At 67.9% G+C, this 14,242-nt stretch carries 14 protein-coding genes; 6 read left to right on the forward strand and 8 right to left on the reverse strand.

Going from position 1 to position 14,242, the window contains the following annotated elements; translation table 11 throughout:
• Positions 1-4: 4 nt before the first annotated feature.
• Complete coding sequence (locus tag JOE64_RS02065; protein WP_204962707.1) at positions 5-391, reverse strand: DUF1304 domain-containing protein; 387 nt, start codon at positions 389-391, stop codon at positions 5-7.
• Positions 392-489: 98 nt separating this feature from the next.
• On the opposite strand from JOE64_RS02065, the gene JOE64_RS02070 reads away from it, so the two are divergent.
• The 3 genes from JOE64_RS02070 to JOE64_RS02080 all read left to right on the forward strand — a co-directional run bounded on the left by JOE64_RS02070 (position 490) and on the right by JOE64_RS02080 (position 2,529).
• A complete protein-coding gene (locus JOE64_RS02070) occupies positions 490-1,083 on the forward strand; it encodes a TetR/AcrR family transcriptional regulator (protein ID WP_204962709.1) in 594 nt (197 codons plus the stop codon).
• Between the two features lie 280 nt (positions 1,084-1,363).
• Positions 1,364-2,065: an SDR family oxidoreductase gene (locus JOE64_RS02075; protein WP_204962711.1), complete on the forward strand. Its 702-nt coding sequence runs from the start codon at positions 1,364-1,366 to the stop codon at positions 2,063-2,065.
• On the forward strand, positions 2,062-2,529 hold the full coding sequence (locus JOE64_RS02080) for a glutaminase (protein ID WP_204962718.1): 468 nt from the start codon (positions 2,062-2,064) through the stop codon (positions 2,527-2,529). The genes JOE64_RS02075 and JOE64_RS02080 overlap by 4 nt, the downstream gene beginning before the upstream one ends.
• A 70-nt stretch (positions 2,530-2,599) precedes the next feature.
• Here the strand turns inward: JOE64_RS02080 and JOE64_RS02085 are convergent, their stop codons facing one another.
• Positions 2,600-3,217: a sugar O-acetyltransferase gene (locus JOE64_RS02085; RefSeq protein ID WP_239531674.1), complete on the reverse strand. Its 618-nt coding sequence runs from the start codon at positions 3,215-3,217 to the stop codon at positions 2,600-2,602.
• A gap of 59 nt (positions 3,218-3,276) precedes the next feature.
• Between JOE64_RS02085 and JOE64_RS02090 the strand changes: the two genes are divergently transcribed.
• Entirely contained in the window at positions 3,277-4,794 is a 1,518-nt protein-coding gene (locus JOE64_RS02090) for an alpha-N-arabinofuranosidase (protein WP_204962721.1), read from the forward strand.
• Between the two features lie 134 nt (positions 4,795-4,928).
• Positions 4,929-5,129 (forward strand): histidine ammonia-lyase, encoded by a 201-nt coding sequence (locus JOE64_RS02095; RefSeq protein ID WP_204962723.1) that lies wholly within the window; start codon positions 4,929-4,931, stop codon positions 5,127-5,129.
• 76 nt (positions 5,130-5,205) lie between these two features.
• Here JOE64_RS02095 and JOE64_RS14875 read toward each other — a convergent pair whose 3' ends face one another.
• Complete coding sequence (locus JOE64_RS14875) at positions 5,206-5,538, reverse strand: ribbon-helix-helix domain-containing protein (protein WP_372432881.1); 333 nt, start codon at positions 5,536-5,538, stop codon at positions 5,206-5,208.
• Here JOE64_RS14875 and JOE64_RS02105 point away from each other — a divergent pair.
• The gene (locus tag JOE64_RS02105) at positions 5,512-7,089 is read left to right on the forward strand and encodes an ApeA N-terminal domain 1-containing protein (protein ID WP_204962727.1); all 1,578 of its coding nucleotides are present in this window, start codon (positions 5,512-5,514) and stop codon (positions 7,087-7,089) included. The two genes, JOE64_RS14875 and JOE64_RS02105, sit on opposite strands and share 27 nt — an antisense overlap.
• A gap of 550 nt (positions 7,090-7,639) precedes the next feature.
• On the opposite strand, the gene JOE64_RS02110 is transcribed toward JOE64_RS02105, so the two are convergent.
• The 5 genes from JOE64_RS02110 to JOE64_RS02130 form a co-directional block, all read right to left on the reverse strand.
• Positions 7,640-8,092 carry a hypothetical protein gene (locus JOE64_RS02110; protein WP_204962728.1) on the reverse strand — a complete coding sequence of 151 codons (453 nt, stop codon included), beginning with the start codon at positions 8,090-8,092 and terminating at the stop codon, positions 7,640-7,642.
• A 59-nt stretch (positions 8,093-8,151) separates the two neighbouring features.
• Positions 8,152-9,555 (reverse strand): AAA family ATPase, encoded by a 1,404-nt coding sequence (locus JOE64_RS14770; protein WP_204962730.1) that lies wholly within the window; start codon positions 9,553-9,555, stop codon positions 8,152-8,154.
• A 457-nt stretch (positions 9,556-10,012) separates the two neighbouring features.
• Positions 10,013-12,313, reverse strand: coding sequence for a beta-xylosidase/alpha-l-arabinosidase (locus JOE64_RS02120; protein WP_271202420.1), 2,301 nt, complete (start codon positions 12,311-12,313; stop codon positions 10,013-10,015).
• Between the two features lie 2 nt (positions 12,314-12,315).
• Entirely contained in the window at positions 12,316-13,224 is a 909-nt protein-coding gene (locus JOE64_RS02125; RefSeq protein WP_239531675.1) for a carbohydrate ABC transporter permease, read from the reverse strand.
• Entirely contained in the window at positions 13,221-14,240 is a 1,020-nt protein-coding gene (locus tag JOE64_RS02130; RefSeq protein WP_204962732.1) for a carbohydrate ABC transporter permease, read from the reverse strand. Before JOE64_RS02130 ends, JOE64_RS02125 begins: the two co-directional genes overlap by 4 nt.
• Positions 14,241-14,242 lie beyond the last annotated feature (2 nt).

Consider the following 14,242-nt stretch of genomic DNA (forward strand, 5'->3'; position numbering starts at 1 on the left):
CGCGTCAGAGCAGGACGCCGATGGCGAGCGCGATCACGGCGAGGAGGGGCAGGACTCCCTGCTTGAGGGCGGCACCCGCCTTGTCGGGGCTCGAGAGCAGCAGGACGAGGGCCGCGGCGGCCATGGAACCCGCGCCGGCGAACACGAGGGCCGCGCCGGCCGCGGTCGCTCCCGTCGCGACGAGCACGACGCCGAGGGCCGTGACGATCGCGAGGAGCAGGTTGTAGAAGCCCTGGTTGAAGGCCATCTCGCGCGTGGCCTCGGCCTCGTCGGCCGTGGTGCCGAAGGCGGCGCGGGCGCGCGGGCTGGTCCAGGCGACCGACTCGAGCCAGAAGATGACGACGTGCAGCAGGGCGGCCAGTGCGGCCAGCACGAGTCCGATGACGATCATGGGTCCTCCTGTGGGAACGGCGGCTGCCGTGGATGAGTTCTGAACTGACTGTTTCAATATATACTGAAACAATCGTTTCCGAAAGTGGGAGGTGTGCGATGGCCCGGACCCGAGAGTTCGACCGGCTCGACACGGTTCGCGCCGCGCGCGAGTTCTTTTGGGAGCACGGCTACGAGGACGCCTCGATCGCCGGGCTCGAGCAGGTCACGGGCCTCAATCGATCGAGCCTGTACAACGCGTTCGCCTCCAAGCGCGGGCTCTTCGACGAGGCGGTGCAGAGCTACCTCGACGAGATCGTGCGCCCCCGCCTGGCCCCGCTCGAGGCCGATCCGGTCGCCCCCGAGGCGCTCGGCGACTACCTCGACGGGCTTGCCGCCGCCCTCGGCCGTGCCGGATCGATGCCCGCCGACAACGGATGCCTGCTCATCAACGCCGCCGGTGCGCCCGTCTCGCGCGACGCCGAGGTCGCCCGCGTCATCGCCGAGTACCGGGCGGAGCTGCACCGCGCGATCTCTCGCGGCGTCGCCGCGGCGCTGCCGCAGGCATCCACCGCGCGTCGCGACCACCTGGCCGACGCCGTCACGGGTCTGGTCGTCGCCGGCTTCGCCTTGGCGCGCACGGCCTCGGGCGAGGCGGTCGGCAGCATCCGCACGGCGCGCCTGCTTCTGTCGGGCGATCTCGACCGCGACTGAGCGTCGCCCGCGGGGCGGCGTGGTCTGAGGTGGCCGCCCGCGTGGTCTGGGGTGGCCGCATGCGCCGTCGCCCGCGCCGTCGCCCCGCGGTCGGCCGCGCGGTCGGCCCCGATCTGCAGGAGCAGGTGGGGCTTTCGGCGCGGGGGAGCCCCACAGGCCACACCAGTATCAGTGCTCCCTGCAGTGTGGGAGCGAGGCGGCCATGGGCCAGGGTGCGGGAGCGAGGCGGGCGCGGGCGCGAGGCGGGAACGAGGTGGGCGCGGGTGCGAGGATGGATGCCATGGCCTCGACCCACGTCATCACCGGAGCAGGCTCGGGCATCGGACGGCTCGTCGCCGAGCGGCTGCACGCTCGCGGCGACCACCTCGTCCTCCTCGCGCGTAGCGCCGCCCGCGCCGCCGACCTGCGAACGGCCTTTCCGGGAAGCACCGTCGTCGTCGCCGATCTCGCCCGCCCGGACGGCCTCGCCCGCGCGCTCGCCGAGCAGGATGCGGTGATCCCCGCCGCGGTCGATGCGATCATCCACGCCGCCGGTGTCGTCCATCTCGGCGCGGTCGCCGACCTGCCGGTGAATGCCTGGGAGTCGCAGCTCGCCGTCAACCTCGTCGCCCCCGCCGAGGTGACCCGGCTGCTGCTGCCGCGCGTGCGTGCGGCGCGCGGTCAGGTGCTCTTCGTGAACTCGGGTGCGGGGCTGAACGCCCACCCGGAATGGTCGGCGTACGCGGCGTCGAAGCACGGGCTGAAGGCGCTCGCCGACGCGCTGCGCACCGAGGAGGCGCTGCACGGCGTGCGGGTCACCTCGATCTATCCGGGGCGCACGGCCACTCCGATGCAGCGCGAGGTCCACGCCCAGGAGGGTGCCGAGTACGACCCGTCGCGCTGGATCGACCCGGCGTCGGTCGTGGCCGCGATCCTCACCGCCCTCGATCTTCCGCGTGACGCCGTCATCAGCGATCTGACCGTGCGGCCCGGCGTGCGATGACGGATGCCGCGGCGCTGATCGCGGCGGCGCGCGCCCGCCTCTCGGGGTCGCCCCGCGAACGCCTCGGCGACTGGGCCGCGGCGCGTCGGCTGTTCGGGTTCGGGCGGGCGCCGCGGATCGTGCCCGTGGGCGAGGTATGGCATCTCGGCGTTCTGCTGATCGGCGACGAGGCGGTCTACGCGACCGGCGAGGTCCTTCGTGCCCGCACCGAGGCGCCCCGCGGCTACACGGCCGAGGCGCAGCGCGCCCGCTCGGAGCGCGCGGCGGCGGCCGCCCGCGGGGGGTTCGCCGACGGCGAGGTGCTCCACCTGGGGGCCGAAGAGCTCGACCTGGCGGCACTCGCTCGGGGCGAGGCATCCGGCCCGCTCTGTCTCGTAGACGGCGTGCCGCACGTGCGATGGAGCGCGAGTGGGGCGCCGCGGCCCCTCACCGATTACCTGAACGAGCAGCTCTCGCTGCGCTGACCCGGCCGGGCGGCGCGCGAGCCGTGGGGCCGAACGCGTCCGCGGCCTCGGCCTGACGAGACCCGGCCGATCAGTCCTGGCGGATCGGTCGCACGACGCGGCAGGGGTTTCCGACCGCGACGACGCCCGAGGGGATGTCGCTCGTGACGACGGATCCCGCACCGATGATGCTGTCGGAGCCGATCGTGACGCCGGGGAGCACCGTCACGGAGCCCCCGAACCAGACGTTGTCGCCGATGGTGACGGCGGATGCCCGTTCCCACCCCTCGCGGCGGCGCGTGGGCTCTTCGGCGTGGTTGGGCGTGTAGATGCTGCACCGCGGGCCGATGAGGCAGTCCGCTCCGATCGTGACGTAGCCGCCGCCGACGATGAGGAAGTCCTTGTTGATGAACGTGCGGTCGCCGATCGTGAGCCCGACGCCGTAGTCGAGGTTGATCGGCGGGCGGAAGTCGATGCCCGATCCGGCTCCGGGGACCAGATCGTGGAAGAGGCGCTGCGCTTCGGCCGGCTCGTCGAAGAAGATCTGGTTGATCCGCGCGCACGTGGACTGCGCGTGCCAGGTCAGTTCGGGAAGGCTGTCGGATGCCCGATAGCGGATCCACTCGCCGCCGAAGAGGGCGCGCACGTCGGCGTCGCGCTCGATGAGGTCGGCCAGGGAGTCGGCGCCACTGCCCACATTTGTTGTCATAAAGAACATATTAGTGGAAAGATGGTCGTGCGGCGAGGCCGCCGCAGAACGGAGCCCCCATGACCACCGCCCGCGCCGCCGTCGACCTCGACGTCACCGGACCCCAGATCAGCCGTCACCTCTACGGGCACTTCGCCGAGCACCTCGGCCGCTGCATCTACGGCGGGTTCTGGGTGGGGGAGGACTCCCCGATTCCGAACGAACGCGGCATCCGGCTCGATGTGGTCGAGGCCCTGCGGGCGATCCGCATTCCGAACCTGCGCTGGCCCGGCGGATGCTTCGCCGACGAGTACCACTGGCGCGACGGCGTCGGCCCGCGCGCGGAGCGGCCGACGATGGTCAACACGAACTGGGGTGACGTCGTCGAGGACAACGCCTTCGGCACGCACGAGTTCATGGACCTGTGCGAGATGCTCGGCGCCGACCCGTACGTCAACGGCAACGTGGGCAGCGGCACGGTGCAGGAGATGAGCGAATGGGTCGAGTACCTCACCCGCTCGGGTGACAGCCCGATGGCGCGGCTGCGCCGGGCGAACGGGCGGGACGAGCCGTGGCGGGTGCCGTTCTGGGGGCTCGGCAACGAGGCGTGGGGCTGCGGCGGCAACATGACACCCGAGTACTACACCTCGCTCGCGCGCCGGTACGCCACCTTCTGCAAGGAGCACGACGGCAACCGTCTCGTGCGGATCGCGGCCGGCGCCTCGGATGCGGACCTGCGCTGGACCCACACGCTCATGGCATCCGCCACGTCGTCGAACACGCCGGAGCCGCAGGCCTCGCCGTTCCAGGCGATCTCGTTCCACTACTACACGCACGCCGGCACCGGCATCCAGAAGGAGTCGGCGACGGCGTTCTCGCGCGAGGAGTTCCTGCGCACGGTCGCCCACGCCGCCGACATCGAGCGCGTCGTCTCGGCCCACGAGGCGGTCATGGACTCGTACGACCCCGACCGGGTCATCGGACTCGTCTGCGACGAGTGGGGCACATGGTGGAACGTCGAGCCGGGCACGAACCCGGGATTCCTGTTCCAGCAGAACACGATGAGGGATGCCCTCGTCGCCGGCCTCCACTTCGACGTGTTCCACCGGCACGCGGCGCGGATGCGGATGGCAAACATCGCGCAGACCCTCAACGTGCTGCAGGCGATGATCCTGACCGACGACGAGGGCGGGATGGTGCTCACGCCGACCTACCACGTGTACGAGATGAACGCCGGCCATCAGGACGCGCTGTCGGTGCCCGCGCACGTCGTCGCTGCCCCGGTCGTCACCATCGACGACGTCGAGCTGGGGGCGCTCTCGCTGTCAGCGTCGACGACGGACGGTGCGGCGCTGATCTCGCTCACCCACGTCGGGGTCGACGAGGCGCTGCCCGTCGAGATCGACCTGCGCGGTCGCACCGCGCGAGCGACGCGGGCGCGCGTGCTGACGGGTGTGGATGCCACGGCGCACAACACCCCCGAGACGCCCGACGCCGTGAGCCCGGTGCCGCTCGAGGCGTCGGTCGAGGGAGGCATCCTGCGTCTCACGCTGCCTCCGGTGTCGTTCGCGACGGTCGAGCTCGCGCTGGAGGGCTGAGCCGGGGGCCTTCGACCGCGGCTGCATTGGTTGCTCACGCATCGCCGGGCGTCATCTCGCGATTCGTATCGCCTAGTCTGAGTCCGTTCCGGCAACCCGACCACGACGGGCGGGCGCATGGCGAGGGGAGCACGGTGGGTGTGGAGTTCCCGGCGGGGGCGTTCTCGGTTACGACCGCGAGCGGCGATGTGATCGTCCTGCGCATCTGCGACCTGTGCGGTGCGGCCGTGCCGGACGCCGAGGGCACCGATCTCGCTCTCCACAAGCGCTGGCACCGGATCACCGGATCGGGCAACTGGATCGATCCCGCGACGGGGCGGCGCCACAGCCTCTGACCCTCGGCGCTCCAAGGCGCGTGGGCGACGGGTCGCCGCACCTCGCCGCCGTGTTTGAGGGCGGTGCCGTGGATGTTCACGCTGCGTGCGCGGCGATCGCCTCGCGGATCAGCTCGGACCGCGACTTGTGTTCGCGTGCCACGCGAGCGTCGAGGGGAATGAGGCCTTGAGCGGCGGTGGAGACTCTGGCATGGCAATCTGTATCCGTTCGTGCCGTCGACCGTGCACTGCGCGACTCAGGCACGCAGCCGGACGGGTCCCTCTGCGGGCAGGACGGGTGAGGGCAAGACGGGCGGCCCGGCTTCGCGCGTGAGGTGTCGAGGTTCGACGGCGCGCAGGTCCGATCCCCGTGGGTGCCAGCATGCGCCGGGATCATGAACACATGACTGAGACTCCGTTGAACGAGCATCAGAGCTGGAGCGGCGAGTGGTGGCTACCGCACGACCACGAGAACAAGGTGCCCGGTGTGCTTTCCTTCTCGCCCAAAAGGGGTCTCCTCCTCCGTCTCATAGGAGGCTGGCCATACAGCGTCACGCGACCGGGTGAGAATGGCTCGACCATCATCACTGACGAGCTTCAGAGCTGGCCCGTAGTACTTGGCCTGGGCGACGGCAAGTTCATTTCCCTGCTCAGCGTGACCGTTGCGACCGCGAGGACCTTCCACATCGGGCGAATGCTCGATGGCCCCGACAAGCTCGATCTACGCGCGAGCGTTGCTCTCGTCGGTGTCCACATGGACGACCCTCACGAAGCAGCGTTCACTGGAGCGTCCGCACACATCGAAGAGATGACCGTCTGGTCGCGCAGAAGCGGGGTCGACGTCACCGACTTCTTCGGCCCGGAACGGGACCTCAGCGGCACCATAGAACTCCGGCACCTAGATCCTTCGAGGGTGGTTATGGGGCCACTCTCCGCACGTCTCGATCATCACGCTTGGTATCCGTATACCGACCAGACGCGGGCTCAGAATCTCACTCACGTTCGCGAGCATCAGGGCATCTCGTTCGAGCATAAGGATCCTCAGACCTTTGAGTACTGGCTCGATCTCCTCGGAGGAATGGCGGACCTGATGTCGCTCTCGACGCTGCGTGCGTGCGGGATTATCAGCATGCGCGTCTTTATGCCTCCGACGCCCGAGGCCTGGAACGCCGACGATCCGAGGCGAGATCAACCCCACGAGATCACGGTGTACCGAGTTCGGGTCGTCAAGCCGAAACCGGGCGAGAAATCGCTCTCATTGCGTAGTTACGTCCTCACTCTCGATGACGTTCCGTTCGAGGAGTTGCTTCCACGCTGGCTCGAGGTGGGTGACACATTCTCCGCAGCGCGCAGCATGATCCTCGGCCTGAGGTACATCCGAAGCGGATACGTCGAAACCCGAGTAGTTACAGCCGTCGCTGCAGCCGAGGCGATGCACCGGGCTTTGGAGCCCGCGCCCCCCATCCCGCCCGACGAGTTCAAGCAACTCAGGCGGACGCTCCTGGAAACGGTATCGCCCGAGCGGAAGGCATGGCTGCGCGAGAGGATCACAGAGCACGCCAACGCGCCTACGCTGAAGGAGCGTTTGCTCGACCTCGTCGAGCGACTCGGCGAGGCCGGTCGCCTTCTCGTGCACGATCCGGAGGTGTGGGCGAAAGCGGCCAAAGATGCGCGCAACCATCTGGCGCACATCGGGTCCGCAAGCAGCGATCTGAATCACATGCATGCGGTTGTCGAGGTGACTGCGGGCGTCGTTGTACTCAACCTGCTGCACGAGCTGGGGGTCCCGCAGGAACGTCTCCTGAAGGCAGTAAACGAGCATCCCGATCTCTCGCACGCGTCAAAGCTGGCACGCCGAGTTCTCTGTGATGACGATTCGATCGTCATCCAGCTCGCGGCAGTCGGCGTGAGCGTTGGGGCCGATGAAGAACCGCGAAACGCCTCAAACGAAGCGGGCGCAGAGCCCGACCGAATCGATTAGCGGCGGCTGGCGCGTCGCCGCCGACGATGTCGCAGCTGCAGGTAGGCGCTCGCGACGATGCTGCCGCCGAACAGCAGCAAGTAGAGCGGATTCGGCTACAGCCATTCGAGCGTCGCCCGGGGGCGTCCGCGCGACGTACCAAAACGGCTCAGCGAACTCGAGGGCGGTCGGGCCAATGAGTGCCGGGGTGGACATGAGCACGATCCTGAGGGGGCAGTGTCGGAACCGCGTCGTGGCGTGTACCCCTTGGCCAGGGAAGGGCGACGCCGGCCACGCGGGCACCGACCGCCGCTACGCGCACGTTATCGACTCGGACACGGGAGAGAACGCGCTCACGGTCGCGCCCGCAACCCGGTCGTTGTCGGCGACAGGAAGATGGATTCAGTCATCGGGCAGCGCCTATCTGGTGTACCCCTCGATACGGCACCGGGACTGCGGAAATCCCGGTGAGCAAATCTCGTAGCATCAGCGGCATGTCCCCATTCGAGCCGCCAAGCTGAGTCCAGGATGACAACGTTCGAAACCACATTCTGCGTCGGTATCCACACGCTCACGACACCAGCGCGAACAGCTGATGGTCATCGCACCCGGAATCAAGCCATTCAATCCATCCGATCGCCGTCACGGGGTTGAACCATTCAACGTTGCCCACGAGCGCGTATTTGGCCGCGAGCGCTGCTACGTGCCTTGCTTGCTTGTCGTCTTGCGATGCCACGGGGTAGTGCTGGATTAACGCGAGTTCAACCATGTGTGCGTCTTTGAGTAGAAGATCACGCACCCCGGTGTCTCCGACAGCTTCGATCGCAGCACGGTAATCGGCGACGCGCACGTCCTTCTCGTGATTGATTCTGCCTCTAGATTCCATCGAAGCCCACCAGCTCATGAAAGTTCGCGTGGCGTGGCGTTCCCACTCCTCTTCGATCTTCGGCGTTAGGGCAACCCGAAGGTCGGAGCGGCGATGGGCCAGCATCTGAGTCAGCAGCAGGCACCCCTCGCTTGTCACGTGGCGCGCAGGATCAGTGCATGATCTTGCGATGTTGGCGTCAACTATTATTCGACGGCTCACGAGCGGTTCCGCCGCAACGCAGCGAGGTACGCGAGATCTGCCTCCTGCGAGACTTCGTCAAAGTCCAGCGGCCAATCGCCGAAACGTCCTTGATCGTCGAGATCGGCGACCGCCACTTGAGAAAACCCGGTTACCTCATCGCGGCTGAACCAATTCATCGAAACCGAGCTGGCCTCGATACTGCCGTCCGCCACGAGGGTTTGAACGGATCGAATAATGAGCGAACTATGAGTTTCGGCGATGACCTTCACGCCTCGCGCCGCGGCGCTCACCAGCGCACGAGCTAGAACGACCTGAGCGCGGGGATGCAGGTGTATCTCCGGCTGCTCGAGGTAGACAATCTGTCCTGGCTGCGCAACTAGCAGGGCGATGACCACCGGTAGGGTTTGGCTCACGCCGAAACCCACATCCGCGACGCTGACTAGGTCAAGCGCGCCGCCTTGTTGTGCGTGAGGCATCCGACCGACGAGCACCTCAACGGCCGCATCGTTCTTCTTCTTGCCCATCACTTTCCAGGTCAGCCCGAGCTGCTCGAGCTCGTGCGAGAGAAGGTCAAGCTTGGCGGGATCACTCGATGCCCACTCCAAGAGAATGCTCGCTACGTAGGTTTCGAAAGTTCCTGGATAGCTACTGCCGACTGCCGATCGCGCGTACTCGCGTTCCGGGTTTCCTCTGAGACCTGGTACATGGATGATGTTGCGCAAGTTGTTGGACCACTGCTGAGTTGCGAATTCGAGCGGTGCGAGGCCGAGCTCGAGGTTGACCCCGTCGCTGTCTCCAAGCTTAAGACTGATATCGAGGAAGCAGCCTTCGCGCTCGACCACGTACCGTCGAGTCTTGAAGCTAGACAAGAATCCGTTATCCCCTAGGGAAGTCAGAAGTGAGTCATGCTCAGTCGTGAAGTCCCTCAGGCGCTTCTCAATCGCCGTCGATGAAAAGGACGGAGTCAGCCTCATCTCACCCTTTTCGAGACCGACGACATCGGCATCGATCACGTAACCCTCCGGTGCCTCACGGTAGGTCACGGTGCGCGAAAAGCTTCCAGCGCGAAGTCCCACTGAGAAGGAGCCAGATTGTGTCTGACGCGACTTGCCCCGCGCCAAGATCTGACGCGCCAGAGTGAATTTCGCGTTAGGGCCGTAGAGCAAGAGCGCACCCGGATCGAACCCTGATTCAAGTGTCTGCTTCATGATAAGGAATGGCTGCATGAAGCTGGACTTACCTGCACTGTTTGTGCCTGAGATTAGCGTTAGGGGTGCGATCCGAAGTTCAATCTTGTCTCGGATCGCTTTGAAACCTTCCACGCTCAGGTAGAGGTCGTTGTTCCTGAGGTCGAGCACGCGACGGGGCGCGCGGCGATTGGCTCGGCGGGGAGTCTGGGCGGGCTTCTTTTGGGACACGCTAGAAATCTACCGGCCTAGCGAGACCAACCAGCGGTCTGAGGCAGCTGATCGAAGCGCGGGCTCGACCATATGCAACCTCGATGCCCGCGGTCATCCAAGCTCGGAGGCCAGCCGCCCTATTTCCGGTCGTCAATCGTGAGCGATCCGAGCGGAATGCAGAACCGCACGAGCACAGCATCCCCGGGTGTACGCATGACCTGCAGGAATGAACGCGCGGTGACGGTGCCGTATCTGCGACGCGGGCGCGCATGCGCGTGACAGAGCAGGTGGTGCCTTGACTGCTGGAGACGGCGATCGCTTCCGGGCCTCCTCGCGCGACGTCGGTTGCGCCGCACCGCCGAGATCCCGCCGGAACCCAGGTAGCCCGAGACAACCAGACAACACGAAGCGCTCCCGCCCTCCAGCGAGAGGGGCGGGAGCGCTTCGCGAAAGACCCGGCTGTCGGCCGCCGCGGCTACTCGACCCGAACCCCTACGAGGCGGGAATCCGCGGCGGTCACCCGGTGCACGTCCCCGACGATCTCGACCCGTGCCTCGGTCTCGCGGTCGTCGACCGACGCGCCGACCCACAGGTCGATGCGGCCGGGCTCCACGATCCGCTCGCCCGAACGCCCCGTGAAGGCCAGGCGCGAGGTGGGAACGTCGAAGTGCACGCGGGCGGATGCCCCCGGCTCGAGCTCCATGCGGGCGTAGCCGAGCAGCTGGGCGACGGGCCGCACGACGCTGCCGACCACGTCGTGGGCATACAGCTGCACGATCTCGGCGCCCGCGCGCTCGCCCGTGTTGGTGACCGTGACGGATGCCTCGAACGAGCCGCCCGCCGGCACCGCGGCATCCACCGTCAGCTCGGTGCGCGCGAACGTCGTGTAGCCGAGGCCGAAGCCGAACGGGCGCACCGGTGTCGCATCGGTGCTGGTGACGTCGCTGTTGCCCCCGAGGATCGGGTGCAGGTACGAGTACGGCTGCGCGCCCGCCGACCGGGGGAGCGAGACAGGCAGACGCCCCGAGGGCGACACCGCGCCCGACAGCACGCGCGCGATCGCAGCGCCGCCCTCTTCACCGGGGAAGAACGCCTGCACGACCGCCGCCGGAGCCGACGCGCCGTCGAGCGCCCACGACAGGGCGTAGGGGCGCCCGGTCAGCAGCACGAGCACGACCGGGGTGCCGGTCGCCGCGATCTGCTCGACGAGCTCGCGCTGCACGCCCGGCAGCTCCAGGCTCTCGGCGTCGTTGCCCTCGCCGACTGTGCCGCGGCCGAACAGGCCGGCACGGTCGCCGACCACAACGACGGCGACATCGGATGCTGCAGCGGCAGCCGTGGCATCCGCAAAGCCCGACCGGTCGTCGCCCTCGACGGCGCACCCGGCGACCGTCGTGATCTCGGCGCCCGGCAGCTCGGCGCGCAGCGCCTCGGCGACCGTCGGGATCTCGAATCCGAGCGGCACGTGCGGCACGTGTGCGAGCACGTGGTTCGCGAACGAGTAGCAGCCCATGAGCGCCGATGCGTCGTCGCCGTTGGGGCCGATCACCGCGATCCGGCGCGGCTCGGCGAGCGGCAGCACGCCGTCGTTGCGCAGCAGCACCAGCGAGCGCTCGGCGATCTCGCGCGCCACGGCGCGGTGCTCCGGGGTGTCGAGGTCGATCGCGGAGGGCGGTTCGGACTCGTCCGGGTCGAGCAGGCCGAGGCTCTCTTTCTGCGTGAGTACACGCACGAGCGCCCGGTCCACCAGTGCCTCGTCGATGCGCCCGTCGCGCACGCCCTCGAGCAGGGGTGCCGCATAGGCATCCCCACTGGGCAACTCGACGTCGATCCCCGCCGCCAGCGCGAGGCGGGCCGCCTCGGTGCGATCGGCCGCGACGGCGTGCATCGTCTCGAGGAACGCCACGGCGAAGTAGTCCGAGACGACGACCCCGTCGAAGCCCCACTGGCCGCGCAGCAGGTCGGTGAGCAGCGTCGGGTCGGATGCCACCGGCACCCCGTCGATGTCGGTGTACGAGTTCATCACCGACCGCACGCCGCCGTCGCGCACCGCCATCTCGAACGGCGGCAGGAACACGTCGGCGAGCTCCCGGTGCCCCGCGTGCACCGGGGCGTGGTTGCGCCCGGCGCGCGAGTCGGAGTACCCGACGAAGTGCTTGAGAGTGGCGTGCACCCCGGCATCCTGCATACCGCGCACGTACGCCGTCGCGATCGTGCCGACGACGTAGGGGTCTTCGGCGATGCACTCGTCGACCCGGCCCCAGCGGGGGTCGCGGATGACGTCGAGCACGGGCGCGAGCGCCTGATGTACGCCGAGCCGGCGCATGGACTCGCCGATGAGGCGGCCCATGCGCTCCACGAGCTCCGGGTCGAAGGCGGCGCCCCACGCGAGCGGCGTCGGGAACGTCGCCGCCTTCCATGCGGCGAGTCCGGTCAACGACTCCTCGTGCACGATCGCGGCGATGCCGTGACCGGATGCCTCGCGCAGGCGGCGCTGCTCGGCCCACAGCCACGCAGCGCGCTCGACCGGCTCGACCGGGCGCGTGCCGTACACGCGGGTGAGGTGTCCGAGCCCGTGCTCGGTGGCCTCGTCGTACTTGGTCGAGGTGGCCATCTCGCCCGCCAGCGGCGCGACCACGTCATCGCCCTGGTCGACCCAGAAGCCCACGAGCTGGGCGATCTTCTGTTCCAGCGTCATCGACTCGACCAGCTCCGCCACGCGGGCGGAGGCCGGCTCGAGCAGCTCGGTGACGACGGGGTTGTCTGAGAGGGTCACGATCAGCCCTTCACGGCGCCGGTCAGGCCGCCCACGATGCGCCGCTCGAACAGGCTGAAGAAGATCAGCGCGGGCAGCATGGACAGCGAGGTGAATGCCAGCACCTTGGCGGTGTCGACGGAGTACTGCGACGAGAACGCCTGCACGCCCAGCGGCAGGGTGAACGTCGCCTCGTTGTTGAGGATGAACAGGGGCAGCAGGTAGCTGTTCCAGCTGCCGATGAAGGCGAGGATGCCGACGGTGATGACACCGGGGACCGCCAGCGGCAGCACCATCCGCCAGAAGAAGCCCAGGCGCGAGCAGCCGTCAATGAAGGCCGCCTCCTGGATCTCGTCGGGGATGGCGCGCAGGAACGGCACCAGGATGATGATCGTCGTCGGCAGCGCGAACGCGATCTGCGGCAGGATGATGCCGCCGAGCGAGTTCATGAGCCCGAGGTTGCGGATCACGATGTACAGCGGCGTGATCGCGACCGTGATCGGGAACATCAGACCGGCGGCGAACAGAGCGTACAGGGCGCCCTTGCCGCGCATCGGATAGCGCGCGATCACATAGCTGGCCATGAGGCCGAGCACCACGACACCGGCCGTGGTGGCGCCGGCGGAGATCAGCGAGTTGAGTACCTGCTGCCAGAACTGGGGGCCGGTGAGCACCGCGAGGTAGTTGTCGAAGCGCCACGGGTCGGGCCAGCCGGCCGGGTCGACCGTGATCTGAGAGTTGCTGCGGAACCCGCCGATGATGATGTACAGCACCGGTGCCAGCATGAGCGCGATCACGACCAGCGCGATGAAGTAGACGATCGGGCTGCCCCAGGGCAGGTGCTCCTTGGCGGGCCGATCCGTGCGGCGTCGGCGACGCGAGTCGGCGGCGGTCGTCGCCGCGACCGACGCGGGGGCGGTCAAGACGCTCATCGGGTCTTCCCTTCCGTGATCGCTCCGGCGGTGTCACGCCGGAGGACGAAGCGCTGGTAGATCAGGGCCACCACGAGCGAGATGACGAAGATCACGACGGCGACGGCGTTTCCGAAGCCGAAGTTGCCGGCGTTGCGGCCGTTGACGACCATGTAGGTCGCCATCGTCGAGGTGCCGGCGGTCGAGGCCACGTACTGGCCCCAGATGATGTAGACGAGGTCGAACAGCTGGAGGGCCCCGATGATCGACAGGAACGCCCAGATGCGCAGGGTCGGAGCCAGCAGCGGCAGCGTGATGCGCCAGTGCGCCTGCCAGTACCCGGCGCCGTCGAGGGCGGCGGCCTCGTAGAGCTCCTCGGGAATGCCCTGGAGTCCGGCGAGGAAGAGGATGACGGCGAAGCCGACGTACTTCCAGGTGAGGATCGCCATCAGGGTCCAGATCGCGATCGACGGGTCGGCGATCCAGTCGTGGGTGAGCCAGCCGAGTCCGATGCTGTCGAAGAACGCGTTCAGTGCGCCCTGGGTCTGCAGCATCAGCCCGAAGCCGGTGCCGACGACGACCTCGGCGATTACGTAGGGCACGAAGATCAGCACACGGATGATCGACTGACCCCGCATGCGTCGGTTCAGCATGAGGGCCAGCAGGACCGCGACCGGTCCCTGCAGCAGGATCGAGGCGATCACGACGAACCCGTTGTGTCCGAGCGCGTCGAGGAATGTGGGGTCGGTGAGGATCGTGAGGTAGTTCTGCAGCCCGACGAAGTCGGTGGGGGTGCCGTAGCCCTGCCAGCGGAAGAAGCCGTAGTACGCCGCCATCACGACCGGGAAGATCACGAAGCCGAGGAACATGATCAGCGCAGGGCCGACCAGGATCGCTACTTCGAGTCGTCCGGCCCACCCGAGTCCTCGGTGACGGCGGCGCGGCGCGGACGGGGGCGGCGTGACGCCGCCCCCGTCGTGCTGCGCGAGATCCGTCTCCGCGTCGGTGTGCGTCGCGGCGGTCTCGCGAAGGGTCATGA

The sequence above is a fragment of the Microbacterium dextranolyticum genome (assembly GCF_016907295.1).
GTDB classification, from domain to species: Bacteria; Actinomycetota; Actinomycetes; order Actinomycetales; family Microbacteriaceae; genus Microbacterium; species Microbacterium dextranolyticum.

Coding starts and splice junctions, on each gene's coding strand:
- JOE64_RS02065 (WP_204962707.1), bottom strand. CDS start 391: ATGATCGTCATCGGACTCGTGCTGGCCGCACTGGCCGCCCTGCTGCAC.
- JOE64_RS02070 (WP_204962709.1), top strand. CDS start 490: ATGGCCCGGACCCGAGAGTTCGACCGGCTCGACACGGTTCGCGCCGCG.
- JOE64_RS02075 (WP_204962711.1), top strand. CDS start 1,364: ATGGCCTCGACCCACGTCATCACCGGAGCAGGCTCGGGCATCGGACGG.
- JOE64_RS02080 (WP_204962718.1), top strand. CDS start 2,062: ATGACGGATGCCGCGGCGCTGATCGCGGCGGCGCGCGCCCGCCTCTCG.
- JOE64_RS02085 (WP_239531674.1), bottom strand. CDS start 3,217: ATGACAACAAATGTGGGCAGTGGCGCCGACTCCCTGGCCGACCTCATC.
- JOE64_RS02090 (WP_204962721.1), top strand. CDS start 3,277: ATGACCACCGCCCGCGCCGCCGTCGACCTCGACGTCACCGGACCCCAG.
- JOE64_RS02105 (WP_204962727.1), top strand. CDS start 5,512: ATGACTGAGACTCCGTTGAACGAGCATCAGAGCTGGAGCGGCGAGTGG.
- JOE64_RS14875 (WP_372432881.1), bottom strand. CDS start 5,538: ATGCTCGTTCAACGGAGTCTCAGTCATGTGTTCATGATCCCGGCGCAT.
- JOE64_RS02125 (WP_239531675.1), bottom strand. CDS start 13,224: ATGAGCGTCTTGACCGCCCCCGCGTCGGTCGCGGCGACGACCGCCGCC.
- JOE64_RS02130 (WP_204962732.1), bottom strand. CDS start 14,240: ATGACCCTTCGCGAGACCGCCGCGACGCACACCGACGCGGAGACGGAT.